This window comes from Candidatus Bodocaedibacter vickermanii, assembly GCF_014896945.1.
GTDB lineage: Bacteria > Pseudomonadota > Alphaproteobacteria > UBA6184 > UBA6184 > Bodonicaedibacter > Bodonicaedibacter vickermanii.
In genome coordinates this window covers 1,246,545-1,270,481 of the sequence record NZ_CP054719.1, presented here as the reverse complement: position 1 = coordinate 1,270,481, position 23,937 = coordinate 1,246,545, and the positions used below count along the sequence as shown (strand labels likewise).

21 protein-coding genes are annotated in these 23,937 nt (G+C 39.6%); 4 read left to right on the top strand and 17 right to left on the bottom strand.

Translation table 11 applies throughout. The features are described from left to right. Positions 1-558 precede the first annotated feature (558 nt). Both CPBP_RS05725 and CPBP_RS05720 read right to left on the bottom strand, forming a co-directional pair. On the bottom strand, positions 559-1,050 hold the full coding sequence (locus CPBP_RS05725; protein ID WP_350331900.1) for a hypothetical protein: 492 nt from the start codon (positions 1,048-1,050) through the stop codon (positions 559-561). An 11-nt stretch (positions 1,051-1,061) separates the two neighbouring features. After that, the gene (locus tag CPBP_RS05720; RefSeq protein WP_350331899.1) at positions 1,062-1,487 is read right to left on the bottom strand and encodes a hypothetical protein; all 426 of its coding nucleotides are present in this window, start codon (positions 1,485-1,487) and stop codon (positions 1,062-1,064) included. A 184-nt stretch (positions 1,488-1,671) separates the two neighbouring features. On the opposite strand from CPBP_RS05720, the gene rlmN reads away from it, so the two are divergent. Both rlmN and CPBP_RS05710 read left to right on the top strand, forming a co-directional pair. Beyond that, on the top strand, positions 1,672-2,760 hold the full coding sequence (gene rlmN, locus CPBP_RS05715; protein ID WP_350331898.1) for a dual-specificity RNA methyltransferase RlmN: 1,089 nt from the start codon (positions 1,672-1,674) through the stop codon (positions 2,758-2,760). Further along, the gene (locus CPBP_RS05710; RefSeq protein WP_350331897.1) at positions 2,760-3,476 is read left to right on the top strand and encodes a class I SAM-dependent methyltransferase; all 717 of its coding nucleotides are present in this window, start codon (positions 2,760-2,762) and stop codon (positions 3,474-3,476) included. The genes rlmN and CPBP_RS05710 overlap by 1 nt, the downstream gene beginning before the upstream one ends. A gap of 54 nt (positions 3,477-3,530) precedes the next feature. Here the strand turns inward: CPBP_RS05710 and CPBP_RS05705 are convergent, their stop codons facing one another. The 9 genes from CPBP_RS05705 to xseA all read right to left on the bottom strand — a co-directional run bounded on the left by CPBP_RS05705 (position 3,531) and on the right by xseA (position 15,143). Continuing rightward, positions 3,531-4,031 (bottom strand): hypothetical protein, encoded by a 501-nt coding sequence (locus tag CPBP_RS05705; RefSeq protein WP_350331896.1) that lies wholly within the window; start codon positions 4,029-4,031, stop codon positions 3,531-3,533. A 2-nt stretch (positions 4,032-4,033) separates the two neighbouring features. Next, entirely contained in the window at positions 4,034-4,525 is a 492-nt protein-coding gene (locus tag CPBP_RS05700; RefSeq protein ID WP_350331895.1) for a hypothetical protein, read from the bottom strand. A 111-nt stretch (positions 4,526-4,636) separates the two neighbouring features. Further along, positions 4,637-5,602 carry a hypothetical protein gene (locus tag CPBP_RS05695; protein WP_350331894.1) on the bottom strand — a complete coding sequence of 322 codons (966 nt, stop codon included), beginning with the start codon at positions 5,600-5,602 and terminating at the stop codon, positions 4,637-4,639. Between the two features lie 166 nt (positions 5,603-5,768). Then, on the bottom strand, positions 5,769-6,488 hold the full coding sequence (locus CPBP_RS05690; protein ID WP_350331893.1) for a hypothetical protein: 720 nt from the start codon (positions 6,486-6,488) through the stop codon (positions 5,769-5,771). A 169-nt stretch (positions 6,489-6,657) separates the two neighbouring features. Further along, positions 6,658-7,737, bottom strand: coding sequence for a hypothetical protein (locus tag CPBP_RS05685; protein ID WP_350331892.1), 1,080 nt, complete (start codon positions 7,735-7,737; stop codon positions 6,658-6,660). A gap of 85 nt (positions 7,738-7,822) precedes the next feature. Then, positions 7,823-8,572, bottom strand: coding sequence for a hypothetical protein (locus CPBP_RS05680; protein ID WP_350331891.1), 750 nt, complete (start codon positions 8,570-8,572; stop codon positions 7,823-7,825). A 102-nt stretch (positions 8,573-8,674) separates the two neighbouring features. Next, the gene (locus CPBP_RS05675) at positions 8,675-12,976 is read right to left on the bottom strand and encodes a coiled-coil domain-containing protein (RefSeq protein WP_350331890.1); all 4,302 of its coding nucleotides are present in this window, start codon (positions 12,974-12,976) and stop codon (positions 8,675-8,677) included. A 20-nt stretch (positions 12,977-12,996) separates the two neighbouring features. After that, entirely contained in the window at positions 12,997-13,632 is a 636-nt protein-coding gene (locus CPBP_RS05670) for an outer membrane beta-barrel protein (RefSeq protein WP_350331889.1), read from the bottom strand. A 173-nt stretch (positions 13,633-13,805) separates the two neighbouring features. Beyond that, a complete protein-coding gene (gene xseA / locus CPBP_RS05665; protein WP_350331888.1) occupies positions 13,806-15,143 on the bottom strand; it encodes an exodeoxyribonuclease VII large subunit in 1,338 nt (445 codons plus the stop codon). Positions 15,144-15,225: 82 nt separating this feature from the next. On the opposite strand from xseA, the gene trhO reads away from it, so the two are divergent. Both trhO and CPBP_RS05655 read left to right on the top strand, forming a co-directional pair. Next, positions 15,226-16,137 (top strand): oxygen-dependent tRNA uridine(34) hydroxylase TrhO, encoded by a 912-nt coding sequence (gene trhO, locus CPBP_RS05660; protein ID WP_350331887.1) that lies wholly within the window; start codon positions 15,226-15,228, stop codon positions 16,135-16,137. Positions 16,138-16,223: 86 nt separating this feature from the next. Then, positions 16,224-16,997: a DUF3800 domain-containing protein gene (locus CPBP_RS05655; protein ID WP_350331886.1), complete on the top strand. Its 774-nt coding sequence runs from the start codon at positions 16,224-16,226 to the stop codon at positions 16,995-16,997. A gap of 24 nt (positions 16,998-17,021) precedes the next feature. On the opposite strand, the gene CPBP_RS05650 is transcribed toward CPBP_RS05655, so the two are convergent. The 6 genes from CPBP_RS05650 to CPBP_RS05625 all read right to left on the bottom strand — a co-directional run bounded on the left by CPBP_RS05650 (position 17,022) and on the right by CPBP_RS05625 (position 23,928). Further along, a complete protein-coding gene (locus CPBP_RS05650) occupies positions 17,022-17,216 on the bottom strand; it encodes a JAB domain-containing protein (RefSeq protein ID WP_350331885.1) in 195 nt (64 codons plus the stop codon). 172 nt (positions 17,217-17,388) lie between these two features. After that, positions 17,389-18,672, bottom strand: coding sequence for a response regulator (locus CPBP_RS05645; protein WP_350331884.1), 1,284 nt, complete (start codon positions 18,670-18,672; stop codon positions 17,389-17,391). 11 nt (positions 18,673-18,683) lie between these two features. Further along, positions 18,684-21,059 (bottom strand): chemotaxis protein CheA, encoded by a 2,376-nt coding sequence (locus tag CPBP_RS05640; RefSeq protein WP_350331883.1) that lies wholly within the window; start codon positions 21,057-21,059, stop codon positions 18,684-18,686. Further along, positions 21,046-21,480 carry a response regulator gene (locus CPBP_RS05635; RefSeq protein ID WP_350331882.1) on the bottom strand — a complete coding sequence of 145 codons (435 nt, stop codon included), beginning with the start codon at positions 21,478-21,480 and terminating at the stop codon, positions 21,046-21,048. Before CPBP_RS05635 ends, CPBP_RS05640 begins: the two co-directional genes overlap by 14 nt. Further along, a complete protein-coding gene (locus CPBP_RS05630; protein WP_350331881.1) occupies positions 21,473-22,456 on the bottom strand; it encodes a chemotaxis protein CheB in 984 nt (327 codons plus the stop codon). The genes CPBP_RS05635 and CPBP_RS05630 overlap by 8 nt, the downstream gene beginning before the upstream one ends. After that, complete coding sequence (locus CPBP_RS05625; protein WP_350331880.1) at positions 22,453-23,928, bottom strand: chemotaxis protein CheW; 1,476 nt, start codon at positions 23,926-23,928, stop codon at positions 22,453-22,455. The genes CPBP_RS05630 and CPBP_RS05625 overlap by 4 nt, the downstream gene beginning before the upstream one ends. Between the last annotated feature and the right edge of the window lie 9 nt (positions 23,929-23,937).

The window sequence follows — 23,937 nt, the reverse complement described above, 5'->3', positions numbered from 1 at the left end:
CAAGCGGGATCTGAGTTTACTAAAAGCCTACCATCTTCAAAGTATCAGAGACTTCTTAACAAACTATGAACAGAGCGAAGATTTTTTTCAACCTGAGGCTGCCAACGTGACGTTGGATCCGATAAGCTGTATCGATTGTGTGCTGATGTGGATTGTAATTTTTTTCAACCGTATTTATAGTTAAACTCACATAAAACAATTACGCAGCGCCCTTTGCTCCAGATTTTCTTCTAATGGATGCAACGGCACGTTGCCAGGGATCATCCCTGGCAGCCTGAGGCTGCACCCTATAGATTAATCCGACCTGCTCTGACACGGATTTTAAATAACGAAAACCACGAGTGAGGCATGATACCTCACCGATTAGGTTAGATCTGATGGATTAGATTTCTGTGGTTTGAGACACGTTGTAAGAAATGAAATCCTCGAACTGCTGCAAAGTTATAATCCGTCTCCGATCACATCAGATCTAACCTATCGGATGCAACGGCACGTTGCCAGCGTCATGCTGCCGACTTGATACCCCCACCGAATCGATGGGAGGGGGTAGATAAGAAATTATTTCTGCGATGTGCGAATGAAAATCGCCTCACCAATTTTATCAAAGGCCTTTTGATACACAGCTGGATCTAGCACAGGCGTATCTTGAGTAGAGTTTTGTCCATATTGACTTGATTGAGTTGAACGATTAAGAAAGTTCAAACGAATTCTTGCTTTCTTATCTGTAATTTCTTCAACTGAAGCAGTCACCGCACTTTTACCTTCGGATCGCACTCCACCAAATATAGCCATAAATGTTGCACCACCGGATGTATCTTGCTTTACAGGAGAATCCGCCGTAATAAAGCCCGTCTCTAAACTTGCTGATTGAACGATAAATCCTAAATCTTGCAACACTGACATGACTGAGTTAAACGCAACTTTTTTAGACACATCAAAATTTTGTGCCTGAATTGCCTGAATTTCAAGAGAGGTTTTTTGTGGTGCCGGAGCTGAACATCCTGAAACCCACAACGAAATAAGAGCTGAAGCTAATACTGTTTTTTTCATTTATTAATTCCTTAGAATGACGAATATCTAGATGAAAAGTCTACAACGCGCTTTGTGCCTTGAACGTCTTTAAATTTTATGATCAAGGTCATCGTTCTGCTTGATTGTTCACTGCTGGATGTTGATGCAGTTCCACCAACTCCCAATAAGACTGTAACAAATCCAACGCCACCAAACCCTGTAGCAGAGCTTGCATTTGCAACAGTTGCATGTTTTTGATAAGACCACACTTCTTCGCCATCTGCGTTACTAGTGACTAAGTTAGGCGCGCCAAACACTTCTAACACCTCTGTTTGAGTTGTTTGATTTTTTTTCAGAGTTAAACTAACTTGCCCAGACGTTAAATTGCTTTTTGCTGGTGTTTCGTTAGTTGGCATTGCTTTTTCACCGCATCCGCTAAGAACAAGCACTGCACTTAATAATAATGATTTTTTCAATTGATGTTCCTTGTTAATAAACCTAATGAGACTACACTATAAAAGACTTTAATCAAGAAGTTAATAGTTTTTGTATAAAAAACAAACATTTTTATACAACACTAAAAAGATTAACAAACACTGAATATGATCACTTGAATTTTGCTCCAAAAACCCCCATATTACAGCCAACACAGGAAATCCCATGACACACACGACATTAATTGGTTTAAGCTTTGACGCACTTAAAACGGAACTCCATTCTAAACTAGGAGTTGAGTCTTATCGCGCACGTCAAATTTGGGAATGGATCTATCGCTTTGGAAAGACTTCATTCGATGATATGACCAATTTATCAAAAGATATGCGCACATCTTTATCAGAGCACTACACCATTGAACGTCCGTTTATTTCCATGGAACAATGTTCAGCCGATGGCACTCAAAAATGGTTATTGCAATTTGAAGATAAGAATGAGGTTGAGACGGTTTTTATTCCAGAGTCTGATCGCGGTACACTGTGTATATCGTCTCAGGTAGGATGCACCCTCACCTGTTCGTTTTGCCATACGGGAACCCAAACATTGGTTCGAAATCTAACGGCTGCAGATATCTTGCACCAAATAATGGTTGCGAAAGATAGGCTCAATGACTGGGGAGCCCCCACCGATCCCCGAAAATTAACGAATGTTGTTTTAATGGGCATGGGTGAACCCTTTTACAATTATGAAAATGTAAAAACGGCCATGAGTATCTTAATGGATGAAAATGGTATTGGATTTGGGAAACGTCGTATCACGTTATCCACGTCAGGTATTGTTCCGTTTATTGATCAATGTGCAGATGATTTAGGTTTAAATCTCGCAATCTCATTACACGCTGTGCGTGACGATTTACGCAATGAACTGGTTCCGATCAATAAGAAATATCCGTTGAAGGAATTATTAGACTCCTGCCGCCGATATGCCGAAAAAACTCAAAATCGCCGCATTACGTTTGAATACGTCATGCTGAACGGAGTTAATGACTCTGTCGCCGATGCAAAAGAGTTGATTCGACGCATTAAGGGCATTCCCGCAAAGATCAATCTGATTCCATTTAATCCCTGGCCAGGTAGTGGTTACACATGTTCGGCTCCTGACAAAATCAAAACCTTTGCATCCATTATCGAACATGCTGGATATATGTCACCGGTTAGAACTCCACGAGGACAAGACATTTTGGCTGCATGCGGTCAATTAAAATCAGAAAGCAAACGTCCCGTTAAACACAAAGTTACAGAGGTTATTTATTAATGTTTTCATACGAAACGATTCAAAAAAATCACGCAAGATTTGCAAACCGTCTTCCTGATCATGAGTTTATATATCAAGTTGCAGCAGAGGAGTGTATAGCATCGTTATCAGAGCTTTCACTAACTCCAGCTTCTATACTAATTTTAGGGCATTTCCCCTCACTTGAAACCTTAAAAACGAACTATCCTTCCGCATCAATTGAGTATCGTGAAGGTTTTACCCCAGATATTAACGCTGCAAATTCTTACGATATTATTATTTCCATCGGGCAAATGCAGTGGATCAACGATCCTTTGTCTTACCTAACAACCTTGAAATCAATGTTGACTTTAGATGGCGTATTGTATGGTATTTTCCCGGGTGAAGATTCATTCAAAGAAGTTCATAAAGCCTTAATCAAGGCAGACATGGTATTATCAAAAGGAGCCCCCCAGCGCATTATTCCCATGATCAGTGCATCAGACACACTGAACTTAATGCAGGCAGCCAACATTGGAAATCCGCTGGTTCATGTCGTATCCTTGGAATTACAACACAACACGTTAATTGAGTTGTTGAACGATATTCGATACATGGGGGCAGGCAATCCCTTTAGCGATAGATCCGGACACAGAACGCCAAAAAAATTATTTGCACTGGCTGATTTTCATTTAAAAGGTCGTCATCCTTATATCGAATCAACCGTTGATTTAGTCGTCATGATTGGACGATCTTAACCAAAGATTTTAAAAAAAACACCACCGTTTGAGGTGGTGTTTAACATTGTCTATTTAGTAGATTCTATCGTTTCTGGGAACATCCCTTTTATAATGGCCGCGCAGTCGTGTGAATTCTGTAACAATGTGGGATAGGCGCGCTCTTAATTCAGCAATATCTTTTTGACGGCTTGCAATGGCAGCCTCTAATTCATCTTCGTCTTCAGTCACGAAAATACCAGCGCCCCCATCACCATAGTCATAGTCGCCCCCTATTACCGCAGATAAACCTTCTACTATTGACCGTTGTTCACGAACTCTCTCTAAATTAGATTGCTCTGCCACTAAACCATCTGTTAATAGTTTTATTTTGTCGCCTAATGCTTCAATCTCTGTATAAAGCCTCAACAGGTCAGTACCGTGAGCAACACACGACGCACTTGTTGCAGGCTTATCCAGACGCACATTCAAGACTACATCGATCACCACTGTTGTCATATCTCTTAATAAGTTTTGCGCTGGCATTCGTTCCAACTGTTTAAGCCTTTGCCCCAATTCGTATATTAAATCAATCACGTTTAGAACATGCGCAGCATCTTGCCTAAAGCATAATATTCGTAATCATTGGACATTAGTTGGGTCTCTCTGACATCCACAGCGCTTTCGATTTCTGGCTGCTGTGCATACAATGATGCGCTATACTCTTTCATCAATGATTCCCAAGTTTTAATATTTGCGCATACCTGAGTCGAGAAATCACTTAACATCTTACTGCTGTCATTGTGTAACTTTGTCAGCGTTTGAGAGTAGTGAGAGCTTTCTGGAAAACTTATAAATTTTAATCGATGAATGCCTATCTGCATCAGGTGGTTAAACTCATCTATCTCATCCCGCCCCCTTTTTAGGCGTTGTGAAAATTGATATACTTTAGCCTCTTGAGTTCTTGTGTGTTCAACGAGTGTATCCAACATTTGCACATTTTCGTCAAGAACATCTAAATCCGCTGCTGCTGATAATGGAGATAATAAAATGGTTGAAATGAATAGACTGAGTTTTATTTTTTTTCTCATGTTAACCTCTTGTTGTGTTAAGCGTCTTGTAACACACAGTTTTAATGAGAAATACTAATAAACACAATAAAAAAAAGAGCCCGAAGGCTCTTTCATTTTCATGAGTTTATTTTACATCATTGTGCAACTTGGGCAGCCTTCTTCTTTGTTACTGCCTTTTTTACCTTTTGAGGCAGATGCACCATCATCCAGTTGTGTATAGTTACCCCCTAACAAAGGCTCTCTGACACCTTTGGAAGCGCCCTTAGTAGTTGATGTAGCAGCTGGTTTAGCTGCGGCTGCTGTTAATTTTGCATTCTCTGCTGCTAATCTATCTCTCTCGGCTGTAGCTGTTTCTAACGCGGTAGCATTCTCAGTTGCGAGTCTATCTTTCTCAGCTGCGGCTGCTTCTAATTCTGTAACTCGAGCACGCAAACCTACAACAACATCAGACTCTTCTACTGCGGCTGCTTTGAACGCTGCCAATCGTGGAGGAGACATTTCTGTTCCCATAGGTTCTGTAGGGCGTGGTGGCAGCGTAGCAATGATAGCTTGTAATTCAGAAACAGTTGTTTCTAAGACTGTAGTTTTTCCGGTTGCCCCGTCATAAGATTTTCTTAAAGTTCTATACATCTGACTTAATTGGCGGAATGCAGTCTGTAATGAAGTCACTCCATCTTCATCTGCGGATGCACGATCGATACCACCTGGCAAAAGCGTTTCTACAACACCAACAAACTGAGATAGTCGTGTATCTGTTTTACTACTCAGTCTCAATAATTCTTGATATGATTTCATCAACTTACCATACTCTACTGTTATATCCGTTTCTGCCGTCATTTCTAATTCATACAATGCATGTTTAGCCATAATCGTAGAAGCCCCACCGAACGATCCTGTATACGAACTCGCTCGTGAGCCTGCATCAGAATGTGTTGGAGTTTCAGCACCTGAGGCGGAGACTTTATGCATTCTTTTGGCTCCTTGCGCTGTGGCCAACGCTGCAGCAAGCCCCTCATCTAAAGGAGCAGCACTAGCAGCAGCATCTATATGGGTAGCGGTAAATAATGTTAAAATAATAAGATAAAAGTATTTCATGGTAATAATCCCTTGTTGACAACTTAAACATACAAAGATTTATATTATTCGGGATTATTATAGACGCAGGTCTACGTTCAAATGAAGCAGACCTGCGTAAATCTTTTTTAAAGAATATCAAGAAAGCAGTTGATTGGCAAGCCTTAATCGTGCGCTTGTAAAAAAATTATTTACCTGAGCCCAAAATAATCTCCCACCCATGAACCCTAATTACATTCACCAAAACACTCGCAATGGCAGCAAGAACACCACTCGTTATGAACGCACCGACCTTCCATGTTGTCTTCGATGTTTCAGCTTTTACTACTTTTTCTTCAGCAGTTTTTAAGGCTGAGTCTTTTGCTTCGATTGCAGCAAGAATCTGACCTTCTACACTCTCTGCACGCACGTCAACTTTTGCAACTTCTTTATCCTTAGCTCTAGCCAAAACTCGTGCCAAGCTAGCTTGATCTTGTTTGCCCTCTTCTGCAATCAGTAATAATCCTTTATACGCCCCTACGAAATTAGTATATCCTGTTAAGATAATATCTAACTGTGTAGGTTTTCCTGGTACTAAAGTATTTACCTTTCCACCTGGAAAAGCTACCTCACGAGGAAGCCCTCGTAACAAATCCGCGAGAATCTTTAGCGCCGGGGCTAGACGATCATGACTTATCGTTGACACTGTAGATCCTACAGACATATTATCTCGCTCTCTATGTCTGGTCGGAGTGGTTAGATCAAGCCTAGTAAGACTACCCAGGTCTACAAAACTTCTTTGGCTGGGACGACGGTCATCATCAGTTGCAGCTGCATCTGCAGCAGTAGCAGCAGAGCCATACGATGTTGACGCAGCCATGCTTATTGTGCAGAGTGCTGCCGTCATTAATAATTTAGATATAGACATAATTGCTTATCCTTTTCTGATAAAAGATGAATATTGTTAGAATTATTATTGAAACACCGGGTTGATAAAACGCGCAAAGGGGTATTTCGTGTGTTTACAAAACTACCCCCACGCAACGCCTTTATCCTTTATGGATAAAAGCGCTGATATAGTATAGCCGTGACGATAGTTAGTTAACGCCCAATGCTGCTAACTCAGCTGTCAAACGAGTAACTTCAGCTTGTGCTGCGGCTTGAGCGTCTGTATTCTTTTTAGCAGATCCTTTTCCTTTATACGGTGATGCAGTAGTTGCAGCCTGTGCAGTAGCTAATTCAGCTTTCAATTCTGCAATCTGTGCAGCTGTGACTGGTGATCCAGTAGCACCCAATGCTCTTAATGGAGAGATATCGTCTAAATCCCCTTCCCCGAACAGAGATTGTGGCGATGCACCATCATCGTCGGCTTCTGCGCCTGTCTGCAAGGCATCAAAACCTTCTAATAGATCATCGATATTATCAGCATCAGCATCTGCCGCTCCTTCATCAACTGCTGCTCTAGTGCCTCCAGCTTGTGCCGCCAATAGAGCCCGCAATCCTTTTTCTTTCAGTTGTTTAGCTTCTTCAGCTTTAGCTTCTGCTGTACTTAACGCAGCTGCTTGTGCAGTTAGGGCATCTACTTGTTCTTGTGCTGCAGCTAATTCAGATCTAAGTCTTGCTATCGTATCAGCATCCTTTTTACCAACTGTTTCTGCGGCTGCTGTTTCTGCGACTAACGCAGCATCCAACTCAATCACTCTAGCTGATGCTACAGCTAACTGTCCATCTACAACACCTTTTTCTGCAATAACTGCTTCTAATTTTGCATTTGCTACTACTAACGCTGCTTCTGCGGCTGCTTTGTCAGCAGTTAATGTTGTATTTGCTGCAGTTGCTGTAGCCAATAAACCAGCTGTTTCTGCTTGACGTGTTTGTCCATCTGCTAATTGTGTCTTGAAGTCTTTCAAAACAGTACTTAATTTTTTCAGAACATCTACATATTTACTATCTGCTGTTAAACCTAACGTTTCTAACGAAAACCCCGCATCTCGTGTTAAAAGTCTTAATACGGCTTCGACATTCTTTCCTTTATATGTTTCAAATGCTTTTACTGTTGCCACCACCTCATCCAGTCTTGCCGTTGACACAGCTGCTGCTGTTACCGGTGCGTCTGCCGCAAAGGGTACGCTCATTAATAATGATGTCGATAATAATACTGTCTTTAATAATTTCATAATAGTCTCCTAATTACTGTCGTGTATTAATAGCTATCTCTATTGAAATAAAGAATAGTCCAATCTAAGTTAACTCTATTCGACCTTATACAGCCGCTAAAGCGTCACCTTCCTCTCGCACTTGATCAATGAACGCTTGAGTCACAGCTGTTTGTCTCACTCTCAAAGCTTCAAGAGCTTCTTCAGCTTGACCTTTTGCTGTATTTAACACCTTTACTCGGGCAGATAACTCATCACGCGCTGTGGTTACTGCTGCTAATTTAGATCTAAGCTCTGCGATCTCTTCAGCATTATGTGTGTCAGTTGTTTTTGCGGTTGCTATTGCTGCGGCTAATGCTGCATCCAAATCTGTCACTTTAGCTGATGCTGCGGCTAGATGTCCATCTACAACACCTTTTTCTGCTGTAAGAGCTTCTAATTTTGCATTTGCTGTTGCTAATGCTGCTTCTGCTGCTGCTTTTTCAGCAGTTAATGTTGTATTTGCTGCAGTTGCTGTAGCCAATATACCAGCTGTTTCTTCTTGACGTGTTTGTCCATCTACTAATTGTGTCTTGAAGTCTTTCAAAACAGTACTTAATTTTTTCAGAACATCTACGTATTTACTATCTGCTGTTAAACCTAACGTTTCTAACGAAAACCCCGCATCTCGTGTTAAAAGTCTTAATACGGCTTCGACGTTCTTTCCTTTGTATGTTTCAAATGCTCTTACTGTCTTTACCACTTCATCCAGTCTTGCTGGTGACGCAGCATCAGCTGCTGTTACCGTTTCGCCTGACGCAAAGGGTACGCTCATTAATAATGATGTCGATAATAATATCGTCTTTAATAATTTCATAAGTAAATCTCCTAATTACTTTCGTGTATTAATAACTATCCCCCACACATTGCAGGGGATAGTTGGAAATAAAGCTAACCGCTTCTACTTCTCAGCGATCGATTATAGTGTATCTAGTTCAGCACTTTCAGCGTTTATCTCATCAGCAGCAGTAGCTGCTACTGGAGGAGCATCAAAACCAACTCTTGCTGGAGGAGTACCGCCAGCTCGTGGAGGCATAGTACCGCTACCAAAGCTACCTGGAACTTGAGTTCCTGCAGCAGCATCAGAACCAGCTTCAGAACCTTCTTCAGCACCTTCTTCAGAATCAGCTTCAGAACCAGCTTCAGAACCTTCTTCACCTTCTTCAGCGCCTTCTTCGTCTTCTTCAGCACCTTCTTCGTCTTCTTCAAACTTAACAACGTCGGCAACTGGAGTTGGAGACAAGATTGTTGCAACAGCAGCTTCAAGATCAGCTACAAACGCTCCATTTTCTTCAACTTTTACTGCACGAGCTTGACGCACGGCGCGAGTTAACTCTTCCAATGCGCGAGTGTCTGCGGCCCGCTCTTCAGATGTTTTTGCAAAATCTGCTCTTAAGGCAGTAGACTGTGCTCTCAATGCTGTAACTTCAGCATCCAATGTCGCTAGTTTTCCAGCTTCAGCTGTTGCCGCGGCAATGTTAGCAGCATTGTCAGCGAACCACGTTGTAAACTCTGCAATTTCACGTGCATTTCTATCGATTTGCCCTTGAATTCTTACTTGATCTGCAGCATCAGCAGCTTGAGCTTTTGCAGTAGCTAGTTCTGCATTATGAGCTGTTAAGCGGACTATATCAGATTGACGGTCGAGAACTTCTCTTTGCAAAAATTCGAAAGCATCAAGAGCAATAGGAGCAGCAGCTGCAACAGCTCTGTATTCTGTTTCAAACGCATGAACAGCAGCATCTAATTTTTCACCTAATACTCTAGATTGAGTAGCAAGTTCGCGTTCTTTTCTTTCAACAGAAGCGGCAAATTGACGAGATACAGTATCTATATCCTTAGAAGCGAATGGAACAGCTTGACCAACACGTGCTTTGAACGCATCAAAACCTGCTTTACTAGATCCAGCCCCGTCAGTTTTTGTACTAAACACTCTATCAATTGTATCAGCATCAACCAAATCAAAATCAGAAGTATTTTCTAGTTTTTCTAAGAATGCAGTGTATTCAAATAGTGCTCTTTGTAACTGAGCAACAGCATCAGTTGTCAAGTTTTCAACTCGACCATGTCCATCGTCTTTTCTTTCTAGATCAGCAGCATCATCAACCAATCTGCCTTTTCTTGCTTCTAAGTCAGACAGTTCATCTTTATGCTCTTTTTCAACTCTTTTGTCTGCTTTATCTGCATCAGTTAACCCAGCGAATCGAGCTTTTTCAGCAGTTTCGCGTTGCGTAAGCTCAGCAAATTGGTCACTCAGTTCTTTTGCTTGAGCAAGTTGACTCATTAAGCCTTCGATAGTGCCTGTTGCTACATCAGAAGCATCGCGTAATGCACGTTGCAATGTTTCAAGATGTGCAGCGGCATCAACAATAAGCGCTGCACGACGAGGAGCATCATCATAGCTTTTAGAGCCCTCTACTCTTGCAAATCTTTCAAGGCCTCTAGATGCTGTTGCCAAGCTTTGTTGCATAGCCACTACTAACTTCTCAACTTTAGCTACCGCATCAACAGTCACTGAAGAGTCTACCGTTGCTTGCAATTCAGCCACGATACGTTTAAGTTGAGCTGTAACAGCATCATCCTTAGCATTCAATTTCGCATCAATATCAAACAACGTCTTTAATTCGTTGAATTGGCGAACTTCACGTGCCAACTCCTCAAACGCTCTAATAGCCTCGGCAACAACACCAACTGGACGTCCAGTTCTGTTCAACAATGCTACTAAATGAGCTTTGTGCACAACAACGTTTGCATTAAACCGCGCAGCCAACTTTTCAGAAAGTGTACCCTCACCGGCACCTTCAACTGTAGCTTGTTGCATTAAGTCGCGAAGTCTAGAAGCTGTGTCCAAGAAAGAGTGTGCTGCTTTCACGTCTAAGTCTGCAGCAACATATGCATCAATCGCAGCAATTAATTGTTCTAAGCGTGCATCAACAGCAGGTGCGTCACCTAGCTTAGCAATAGCAGCAGCTTTAGCAGTTTCATCTGTTAGCGTGTTTGCAGCGGCTAATGCTTTTGCATATCCTTCAGATGCTGCAGTTTGAGTATCTCTCATTCTCACAACATCGCTACGTATCTGCGCAATAGAAGCATCTTTCAACGCTTCAGCTAAGCTTACAGTTGCAGCAGCAGCATCATCTTTTTTTACAAGAACTGTAATTTCAGCCATCAAAGTTTCAAATGTATTATCGGCAGCTCTAGCAGCAGTTTGTGCAGATTCCAATTCACCTTCAGTGCGTTTGATAAGGCTGTCAACAACCAGATCAGCGTTGAATCCGTCTACAGTTGCAGTTAATGCAATTTTGTCTGCAGTTAATCCGCTTACTTCAATTGCAGATTTAGAGCCCGCATCTTCAAGAGCGGCAACTCTGGCAGCAGCTTCAGCAGCAGCAGTTTGTGCAGCAGTAAGTTGGTCTGTCAATGCTTTAGCGCTTAAAGCAGCAGTTGCTAATTCAGCTTCTTTTGCAGCAAGATCAGACGCAGCTTTGTCAGCAGCTTTTGCAGCAGTTGCAGCAGCTTCATTGGCCTTTGTAGTAGCAGCCGTTAATCCAGCAAATTCAGCTTTTTTAGCAGCAACAGCGTCTTGCAAATCTTTGCTAGTTGGGTCTAAAGTTAATTTAGCTTCAAGAGCAGCTAATTCTTCCGCAGCTTTAGCTTCTGCCGCATCTGCTTTTTTAACATCAGCTTTTGTCTTTGCAGCTAACGCATCAGCTTTAGCTTTTTCAGCAGTTTGCGCAACAGTAGCTTTAGCAGCCTTTACCGCGTCATCAGCAGCTTTTACTGCATCTTTAGCAGCAGTTAATGCTTCATCAGCTTTTGTTTTTGCTTCAGTTGCTGTTGCAGCATCAGCAGTTGCCTTTGCAGCGGCGTGTAAAGCAGTTTGTGCAATTTGTGCAGCATGTGTTGCAGCAATTTTAGCCCCTGCAAGTTCTGTAGCAATTGCAATTACTGCAGCTTCTTTTGCTTTCACGGCAGCTTTTGTAGCGTCAGTTGAAGCAGCAGCATCAGCAGTTCTAGCAGCTTTTAATTCTGCTTTTAAAGATGTTTCTCTTTTACCTAATTCAATAACTTTAGTTTTTGCATCTTCAGCAGCTGTTGCTAATTCTGTTTTCTTTAATTCAGCAGTACCAGCAGCTTCTGTAGCAGCGGTTGCTTTAGTTGCAGCGTCAGTTGCAGCTTTTTCAGCTGCAGCTAATAGTGCAGTTTGCGCAGTTGCTAATTTTGTAGTAGCATCTACAACTTCAGTTGCCTTAGCTGTCAATGTCGTCGCAGCATCAGCTTTTGCTTTTACAGCAGCATCCAATGCTTTTACAGCGTCAGCTTGTGCTTTAGTTGCAGTTTCAACAACAGCTTTAGCATCAGCAACTGCTGTATCAGCAGCAACTAATTCAGCAGCTGTTTTAGTTTCTACTGCGGTTGCAGAAACGATTTTTGTTTCAATCAATGCAAGCTCAGCTTTTAATTCATTCAAAGCATTTGTTTCAGCAGCCGTTGCTTCTTTTTCAGCCATTGCTTTTTCTGAAGTTGCGATTGCTTCTTCTTTAACTTTCTTTTCAGTTGTTAAAGCAGTTAAAGCATCAGTTGCTTTGTCAGCAGCTTCTTTTGCAGCAGTTGCCTTTGTTTCAGCTTCAGTTGCAGTTGCAGTTGCAGTTTCTAATGCTTTGTCAGCATCAGCTTTTACTGTTTGTGCTGCAGTTTCGTCTGCAGTAGTGTCTGCAACAGCTTTTTGTGCTGCGGCTTCTGCATTGATTGCAGTTGTAAGAGCAGTTGTTGTATCCACAACCGTTTGTGTCAACGTTTCAACAGTAGCTTCTGTTTCTACTACCACTAATGGAGCCGGAACTACTATTTCTGCTTTTTTCTTTTCATCAGCAACAGCTTCTACAACAGCTGGACGGTAAGCGTCAACAAGCTTACGCAATTCTACGTCTGTTGCTAATGCAGCTGTAACATCTGCTAGCGACACTTTTCCATCCTTGCCAGGAGTAACTTTTGCTACCACTGCTTGATATACCTCGGCAAATGCATCAGTAGCACCAGCTTTTAAAGGTGTCTTACTTGTTGCTCTTTTGTGCCCTTCGGTAACCATGTGGATTGCTGAAGAAAGCGCAGTATTTTCCTTGCGAGACTCCTCAGTCATTACTGAAAAAGAACGCGCATCCAATGAAGTTGCTGAAAAAGCAGCAACTAAACTTGTACCAATCAATAAATTACGTTTCATATGTTTTATCCCCTATAAAATTAGAATTCTGCGCCGACTGATGCTTCAAGACCCCAAGATCTTACTTTGTCAGCATCAGTTTTAGCTACAGCAACTTCAGCATCAGAAACATCTGATGGTGTTAAATCAAAACGACCGTTGAAAGCTACATACACAGAACCAAAGTTTGCACGCACACCTGCAACTGCTGGAACTTTCCAGTTTGTCTCATATTCAGTGCCGTTGTTTTTGGTTTTTGCAAAGTTCACTTCTAGTCCAGCACCAATAAATGGAGTGATTGAAACGCTTCCACTCACTGGGAATTCCCATCCTAATGTTACACGTGGCTCAACAACGATTGCATAAGGATCCTTACGAACTACGTCTCCTACTTTCTTAGTATTAGCATATGTGTGCTCGAATGAGTACAAACCACGAACCCAACCAGCAAGTTGCAGGTTGCTCCACACTTTGTAACCATAACCAGCTTCAATACCAGCACTTAAAAAGTTTTCATCTTTTAAGTAGTCAGAAACTGCAGTTTTATCACCTTGAGTTGCTAGGCGCTCAAGAGTTCCTGTTAATCCAACATAAATGCTTGATTTAGAGTTAGCTTTAGCAGCAACTGGGGAAAAGAACACCGCAGCAGTTGCCAATAATAATAATTTCTTTTTCATAGATAATACTTTCTAGTTGATATTCCCACTCGTATAGATAAGGAGAAATACCCCAGATGTCAACAAAATTACTTAACAAAATGTTAATTTTTTTATGTCTTTTTAAATACCCAGAGAATGCTGGGGGTTTGAAGTGATGCGAGTTGCTCCCATGCAACGTTTTTATAATATTTTTATATGGTTTTTGGAGTAAAAACCCCATGCACAACCCCATCTCGCAATCGAATAGATATATGAGTAGGAGTTTGCAATGAGGTACTAGATTCAATTAAATGATGGTTTTGATCTTGCAAAATTGCAAAACCTCTTTTTAGGATGTTGACAAAATTTGACGCCTCTAGATGCGCCTCTAACGCAAGCAGCAGATTCTGGTTACTTGCAACCGCTTGATCTATCCCCTGCTTTAGTTTCAAATCTATATGCGTCAATGCCCATGCTTTGTTTTTAACCAATGCTAATGGTGACACACATCGCTCACTCAGGCGAGAAAGCTGGATGCGTTTTGTAACATGGAATCGTTCCAAGAACTGATCCAATCGGATCTGATCAACCTGCCGCAACCGCGACATCATGAAAATATCCGCTGATTTCAACGCCCCCTGAGAACGCTGCAATCGGGACTGCTGAAATTGCACTGCGCCATCAATCACCGCCACCATGCGATTTTCCAATCGATCCAGATATTGACGAACATCATCTTTACGTGGAGCCACTATTTCCGCTGCATTTGTCGGTGTCGACGCTCTTTTATCACTGGCATAATCAATCAACGGCGTATCTGGCTCATGCCCAATGGCCGTAATGATAGGAATCTCTGTAGATCTAATAGCTCTTACAAGGTTTTCATCATTAAAGTGCCACAGATCTTCAAAGCTGCCTCCACCTCTGGCAATGATCAGCACATCCGGCCGCGGTGTAAAGTTGTGAAACCCTTGAATTGCCTGGATGATGTCACGTGGAGTATTCTCCCCCTGCACTGTCACTGGCCACAAATAGATATTGTGTTCGATATAACGCTCTTTTAACCTGGCCTCAATGTCGTGGATAACCGCCCCTTCAGACGATGTAATCAATGCAACTCGCTTGGGTAACCTTGGAATTGCAAGCTTTCGACTAACGTCAAACACCCCCTCGGCTTGCAGTTTTTGGCGACGCTGTTCTAGTAACGTATATAAAGCCCCCAACCCAGCAGGCTCAAAACTGTCCATAATAAACTGGTATTTTGAACGCCCCATATAAGTCGTAACAGACCCCCGTCCTATAATTTCTAAACCATCTGTTAATGGAACGCTGAATGATTGAGCCAACCCTTTCCATGCAATACAGTCAATAACAGCATCATTGTCTTTCAATGAAAAATACACATGCCCCGATTTGTGATAGGTAACGCCCGACACCTCACCACGAAGGCGGATGAACTGAAAGCCTGACTCTAAGCGTTTTTTAATCTGCTGAGCCAACTCTTTAACTGTCATGCAGTTATCTAAAGGTACTTCTAATGGATGTGCCATGCTATGATTTTGGATTGCGTTTTTTGTATAAACTTCTATAATGCAATGAAAATGTCAACTGTTTTATTAATGAGAGTATAAAATGAATTTACCATATGTCGTTGCTGCACTATACAAATTCGCTGATTTTCCTGATTATAAGGAATTTCAACCGAAGTTGTTAGATTTTTGTAAAGCGCACAACGTCATGGGAACATTGCTGATTGCTGAAGAAGGTATCAATGGCACCATCGCAGGATCCCGCGAAGGCATCGACGCAGCATTAAAATTTATTCGATCCCACCCCTCATTTACAGACATTGAACACAAAGAATCATTCGCATCAAAACCTCCATTCTTGCGGATGAAGGTAAAGCTAAAAACCGAAATTGTAACCATGGGTGTGCCCGGCGTTACGCCACGCAAATCCGTTGGAACCTACGTAACACCCAAAGAATGGAATGATTTATTAAAGCAAGATGACGTTGTAGTGATCGATACTCGCAATGATTATGAATATGAAATTGGCACATTCAAAGGCGCAATCAACCCCAACACAGAAGTCTTTAGAGATTTTCCAAAATATATGGAAGAAAACTGGAGCCCCGAAAAACATAAACGTGTTGTAACGTTTTGCACGGGTGGTATTCGTTGCGAACGCGCAACAGCATTATTGAATGATATGGGATATGATGAGGTTTATCACTTAAAAGGTGGTATCTTGAAATATCTTGAAGAGATCCCCCAAGAAGAAAGCTTGTGGGATGGCGAATGCTTCGTTTTCGACAACCGCGTCTCTGTAACCCATGGCGTTAAAGAAGGCAATTACGACCAGTGCTATGGCTGCAGGTACCCCGTGTCCGCAGAACAAAAGCAACACCCACACTATAAGGTTGGGGTTCATTGCCACCGATGCTATGACAAACGATCCGCAGAACAACATCGAATCGCGGAAACCCGCCATCGCCAAGTTGAGATTGCAAAACAAAAAGGCATTAAACATTTGGGTAGATAATAAAAGATTCTAGATTGACACTAGCAAATTATAAAATAACGCTAAGCACGTCTTCTGGCGAATCAATCACCTTAGATGATAGTGCATTGCTTGTTTTTATTGATGAAACGGGATGTGAAGATTTAAAAGACCCTAAAAACCCTTCATTTGGCAGGGCGGGTTGTGCTATTTTATCGCGCCACTATAATAAATCCCTTAGAAATCCCTGGTTGGATATGAAAAAAGAATTCTTTGGTGGTATGAATGTACCTTGGCATACAGCTGATATCAATTTCACTGAGCCTCGAATAAATGCTGTTAATAAATTTGTAGATAAACCCTTTGTTAGATTTGGAGCAATTTGCACGAATAAAACAGATATCGATGAAAAGTATTCTGTTCACGAAACGATATCGGAAACATTTATTTTACAGACAATTCCAAATTTGATTGAAAAATTTAAACGAATCAGCCGCATCTGTTTTATTTTTGAATCTTCAAAAAGACTCAACACTTTAGTAGAAGCAGAATTTAACCCACATAGAATTCGAAGGCACATTGATAAAAAATACAACTTTTCCATGCCAATTGATTGTTTTTTTCTAACCAAAACCTTAAACGAACCAGGACTGGAAGTTGCTGATCTTTTGGCTCATACGCTTGGACGTCAAAACAAGAATCACATGATCCAAGGCAAAAGTGACTTTACTCCTGATTTTAAGAAAACCTTTCACAATCAACACTCCATAGGCGGATGCATGTTCATTGAGTCTATTAAGACAAATCAGTCGTTTTTAGAACAGAAGAACCACAAAACCCCACGAAACAGCAAATGTCCTTGTGGATCTGGAAAGAAATATAAAAAATGCTGTCGTAATTAATTTTGTAAGTTGGAAACGCCTTCTCTACTTAATATGTCCCAACGCCCTCAATGACACGACGGCAGAATGCCCAACGATAATGTGATCGACCACCGTAATATCCAATTGCCGACCTAACTCTACGATTTTATGCGTCAATTGCAAATCTTCGAACGATGGTTTAGGATCTCCACCCGGGTGATTATGCGCCAATATCACATTTGCTGCCCCGCAATCCAATGCCGTTTAATATCTCTGAGATACTCTGGCGCGTCTGAGAGTCCTCTTTTGATGCATCGCATCATTTCTACTAACAACGCACCATGGCATCCATTAGAAGAAAGAGTGGAACGGTGGGCGGCGCGCAATTGTTTTATGTGTGTTTAGCTATGCTTTTGTATGGTCTTCAGATTTAAACAAAACGCTCGTTTTGAGGAAACCTATCGGGAATAGTTTGTGAAAATATGAACATTGCATCTTTATATTCTTTGCTTGTATAAACGCAATCATCTTTTTTAACGTGGAGATCATAAAAGTTTTTAACATTTTTTTCAGCCAGTTTTGACACAATAACCGACTGCAACATATTAACTGAATCAAATAGGTTTTGATGTTCTGCGATTGATAAAAAATGCTTAATGATTATCATCAGCCAGCGGGTATCCAAAAGGATTAATCGTATTTCAGGAGCCAATGAAAATAGATGTTTTATGTGTAATAAATCAAGGACTAAGTTATTGCGAACCTCAACAACATCGTTATCTAGAGATGAACTCAGCGAGTTCAACATTTCCAAAGATTTTTCAAACTCCATAAACGCTGGAATCAATATTAACTTGCGCCCTATTTTTTTTACTTCAAGGTCTTGCGTGTAAAATATCTTATGATACGGAATTAAGCGCTGCGCAATGATTGTCTTTGAATAAGCCGATTGAAATTCTGATATAAAACCTGTGAGCTTGGGATCTAAAATTAAGGTGTAGATATCGTTTAATTCTCTATTTTTTAAACTTTTAATCATAGACTTAATTAAATATGCGCTAATTGTGGATTTTGTCTTCATTTCATTCCAAGATCCTATGCAACTAACGTCCCCGTTAAATTCCAATGCAAAGGCTAATACTGTGGTACATATCTGTTTAGCATCATTAAAAATTACGGGCACTTCAACAACTTCTAAGAAAACAAACGGCAATGTCATGGGGAGTTTTTTCTCCATCCACACTTGGTATTTGTTTATTTTTTCAACACCTTCGACGGCTTCTTGTTCCTGAATGAGCTCGGCTACTTTTTGGGCAATCTCTGGAGTAGACACTATCCGGGGCGAATGTTTAAATTCTGCCTGCCACTTATCAAGATGCTTATTTATTTGCGCAACGGAAAATGGTTTTATTATGTACCCATTAGCGCCTAACTCTTTTGATTCACCGACAGTTTGAGCTGAATTATCACTAGTTACCATGATGATAATGGATTTTGGCAGGTACGTTTTGATTGTCTTGATCAGTTCAGGACCCCGAGCATCAGGCAATTGCACATCAAGGAAAATAATATCTGGAAGCACTGAAAGTGCTTTAACAATTCCTAAAAAGCCGGTATCTGCAAAGTGCATTTCATAATCAACGCCAATAATATCCAATAACATTTTTTGATAAAATGGACTATCTTCGATATATAATATTAATGGCAATCTCATCGTATGATTCCTTACTTTACGCTATCAAAAATATCTTCGCAGTCTAATATTATCATTACCTCACCATTTCCCCGAATAGTAGCCCCACCAATTCCAAAGATTGAGGTGATACTGGAATCTACTTCTTTCATATACACTTGTGTTTTTTCTATAATCCGTTCAACTTCAATTCCAATCATAGCGCCCATCCGTGATATCACAACAATTACATGTGAAGCACCTGAAGTTACCTTATTGTCAGAGTAACCCAGGGAATATCCCAAGTTTATTATGGGCAGATATTGATCTCTTAAAATACAGGCTGGATTGTTTTTTAATGTCATAATATCTTCATGAGAGATTTGTAAAACCTCGTTAACATAGCTATTGGGAATTGCTATTTTTTGGTTGTTCGTTGAAACTATCAAAACATCTTGTATGGCTGCCGTAATGGGTCCCCTGATTGTAAACGTTGTGCCTTTTCCAACCTCTGAGGATATGCCTATGGTTCCTCCCAACTGCATTACGTTCATTCTAACAATATCCATTCCAACACCACGACCAGAAATATTGGATACTGCTGCTGCAGTTGAAAAGCCAGGATTAAATATATAATTTAGAATTTTTTCATCGGGTAAGGCTGCAGCTTCTGTCGCTGACAACAACCCTTTTTCAATAATTTTATTGAGTATCTTTTCTCTACTGATTCCTCGACCATCATCAATAATTTGCAATTGAATACGACTGCCCTGTTGTTCTGTTTTTACTGTAATTTTGCCGACTCTATTTTTCCCTTGTTTTTCGCGCTCTTCAGGCGATTCAATACCATGGTCTAAGGCATTACGTAAAATGTGTATAATGGGGTCAGATAAGGTGTCAACCATAATCTTATCAATTTGAACATCTTGCCCCTCAAGATAAAGGTTAACTTCTTTCTTTAAATCAGTTGCAAGCAGCTTAACCGTTCTAGGGAGTCTTCTGTAGATTAGTTCCATGGGAACAACACGAAGATCTAAGGCCGTGTCATGAAGCGTGCTTAATGAACTGTTTAATGAATGAATGCTATCGTTAAGGCTTTCATTTTTTGTATCAATCTGATCAACAAGACTTCTAACTTTTTCTAGCAGTTCATCGTCAAAATTTTTCTTACCTTTCATTAAAAACTGAATTTGATTCAATAAATCTTTATAGTTTTTATCTGTTAAAAAATGATTGAGTCGCGTGTTGTTTAATACAATTTCGCCGATATTATCCATAAACTTTTCAAGAGTGCTTCCCGAAACACGAATGGATTTTTCTATATCTGAAGGAACCGGAGCTGACGCAGTTGGCTTAATTGTGGCAATTGAATCACCGACCTTCACTGATGCATTAGTAGGCACGTCAGTTTGAGGGAGGACTTTAAGTTCTTTTTGCGTTGCATGATTAAGAGCACCTATTAAGTCTTCAAGGTTTTGTAAAACACTCTTTGAATCATATGGCAAACTTACTTTCAATTTTTCCTGAATCAAGGTTTTTAACCCAGGATCTGATACTTTAATAGGCAGGTATTGCTCGACTATTGTGAGTAATATAAGAGGTGTACCCATATCATCTTTTTGATGAATCAATTTCAACACAGGAATTAGAATATTATTCAAAAAACATCCAATAGTGTCAAACCCTATGAAATCTCTGTTCTCTTTTGTTTTAGCCGCTAACAATTCAGTTATCAAGTCTTTTGCAAATGTTAAATCATCGGGTTTAACACTCTCAATAATCGGAACAAGAGAATATATCTTCATTTCCTTGCACGCGTTTATCAAAAGGTTTTGTGCGTGGTCAAGCTGATCGTTTGGAGATGAAAGCCCTTTTAAAAGATCGTTAATTAGTTCAATGAAAAATTGAATAACACCTGTATCAGTTTCAGTAATATCATTTACCAAATTTGATTGGATTGATTCGGGACGGGTACCCTCATCAACAGAATTAACTTTTTCAGGTTGTTTTAGATTTTTTTCACTAACATCTGGTGAATTCTTTTTGTTTAACAGGTGATTGACTTGCTCTAAAAATGTTGATTTAGGAGTAACATTTTGCTTATTTTGAGAAATCTCATGACATATTTCCTGAATCTCAGCTAAAATTGTACCCAATTCATGGGCTGTTTCCATATCAAATAAATCAACGTGTTCTGTAAGATAATTCAAATAATCTTCACATTTGTGAGTTACTTCTTCTAACCCAGCCAAATCCATCGCACGAGCCAGCCCTTTTAAAGAGTGAAAGGATCTAAATATTTTTCTTAAAACATCCTGTGAATCAAAAGGTTGCATTGAAACAACTTGAAATATACAACTGTCAGCATCCTGAATGTGTTGTTGATATTCAACGTCAAAAATATTCCAAAGATCGTCAATTCTTGTCATGCAAACCACCTTGATTTGGATAAAATGATCTAATTATATTTATTATTTCTTTCCCGCGCTCTTCATCTAAATTCAGACTTAAGCTACCTGATGGTTTGCTAATAACCGTAGTTGCTCCATAACTTTCAAGCATTTGTCTGTTCACTAAGTTATCTTTAACTATATAGCTAACAACAATAACTTTTGCCTTGCTGATTAAGCGAACCCGTTTTAAAAATTCAATACCATTCATAACTGGCATTTCAATATCTAAAAAAATTAAATCGGGCTGCTGGTGTTTAACTAGTTCAAGGCCTTCTTTTCCATTTGATCCAAGACCTACAATTTCACAATAATTTTCTGTGCTTACAATGTTATTTAACAGTGTCCGCATCATAAGTGAGTCATCGATGATCAATATTTTAAAAGACATACTATTCATGAAACTTTGACCACGCATTGATGTGTTCTATAATTTCTTGTGGTGTTAAAATCGCATCGCTTAAACCAGATTCAATTATAGATTTTGGCATTCCATCAACAACACACGTTGAGGGTTCTTGAGCAATAATATACTTGCTGGATGCCTTTAATGATTTAGCGCCGATAGTTCCATCCTTTCCCATGCCTGTTAAAACTATTGCTACAATTGATTCGTCCAAGAGACTCGCAGAAAGAAATAATCTGTCAATGGACGGATGAAATGGATCGTCGTTAAGATCTTTTCTAACGGCAAAAACCTTATCATTTTGTTTAATGATTTCCACATCAAAACCAGATTGCGCTATGGCAATTTGCCCTGTTTTTAACTCAACTTTTGATGATACTTCGATAACTGTGTTTTTTGATAATTCCTGTAGATATGCTGAAAGCTGGCTTGAAAACCCCTTTTGTAAATGTTGAGCAATCAAGATTGGAACACATAGTTCATTAATATCTTTTAAAAACTCTTCAAGAACGCCTGGACCACCCGTAGACACACCAATTATCACAAAATCAATTTTCCGTGGTCTGCGACTGTTGTGTTGAAGAAAGGCTGATTCTGCTGTAGCCTCTGTGTTTTCAACAATTTTATTTTCGATATTGAAAAAAATGGTTTCCAATGCATTTGTTAGTTCACTGATATAACTTGTTTGAATGATATTAGATGGAATATTATGCGATATCTTTATTTTCTTAAAATTTTCCCCAGAACCAACAATCATGCAGCGCATTTTTACCTGAGAAACTGTAGTTTCGTTTTCAGAACCAACGCCTTGTAACAAAAAAACAATATCATCACGATTTAAATTTGCTGTATCAACGTCTGTAATGGACTTATATATTTCGATTGTAACATCTGATTTAAGTCGGCTAATTATTTGCTTAACAAACGTGGTGATAGATTGCTGACTGTGTACTAAGATGTATTTAATCATCTGATTTCACCTACTTTAGGTAATAAGTTTAAAACATAGGACGTATCAATTATTGAAATTAATCGTTTGTCGACCTTTGCAATTTTATTAATTATACTTTCTGAAGAATCTAAAGACTCAATATCCGATTCATTAACATTAATTACCATATCCACATTTTGAATGGGCAAGACAAAACTACGATTATTGACGGTGATAATAATATAGTTTTTATAATCTCGTGTTGGTTTATTTAACAGCTTATAGGTATCAAACACATACATAATCTCACCGTGAACTTGTGAAACCCCTTTTATATAGCTGTTTGATGTATTTTCAATTAATGAAGACTCTGAAACTGGAAGTTGCTGAATGTTAATTTCATCAACAACAATTTTGATGTTTTCTAAACAAATACCGCAATATTCATCTTCAATTTTTGTAATTAGATATCGTTTAGTTGTTGTGGATAAATAAGACATTTCCGCACCTTCATTTTCATTAATGTATCCATTCAATTGCTGTAACAACGGACTATTGAAAATTGCGTTTATATCAATAATAGCTTTATAGGTATTATCGGTTTGTTTCAGCCACCCCTTTATTTCCTTGTCTGGCTTTTTTATATAATGCCGGCTGTCTTTTTCAAATCGTTCAATTTTATACAGATCATGTATTGCAAAGATAATGAGCCCATTCGGTGATTTTACAACGATACCATAGGGATAATGCGTAGATGTTGTTGTTTCATAAATGATGTGAGAAAGCGATATCACGATTAACGGTAAATTTCTTAAATTGACTAATCCCAAAACTTCCGGTGGCAAAAAGGGCGTAGGCGTAATATCGGATAGAAAGATTAACTCTTGGATATCATCCAGTTCTATACAAAACAAATTAGTGTTAATACGTGCAATTAATACATTGATATCATCAACATGCTTTTGGGGATTTTCTGTATCTTGCAACAATGTTGTTCGCCCAAATGCAATTTGATTGCTTTTATTCGTTGGCTTATGATTTTCGTCAGCAACATGACTCATTAAGATATCCAGAGATACGAGTATGATGATATGCTGCTTATGTAAAAATTGACCTGCGTAAAAAAGGAGACCGCTATTTTCTTTGGCGTCTGTGATTGCATCTTCTAAAATTACTGTTTTTTCAATGACTTCTTCAATAAACAACCCAATAAAACTATTGTTTTGTTTGATCAGTAAAATGTTACTTAAGGGTTTAGATGCTTGCTTTTCGACATTAGCTACTTCCATCAAGTTTGATTCAGTAATTTTTTCAGAGCTTCCATAGTGTTCAAGTATGCGCCTAAAGTTGAACAATAATACTATTTTTCCATGAATATTTATTAGCCCCTCAACAATTTTACTTGTATGTGGAGTAATGGTAATTTTTTGAGGCTGTAAAATCTCTTCTACCAATTCTGCTTTGATTGCGAACTGTTGGTCTTTATGAGAAAAGATTATCATTTCTGGCATATATGAAAT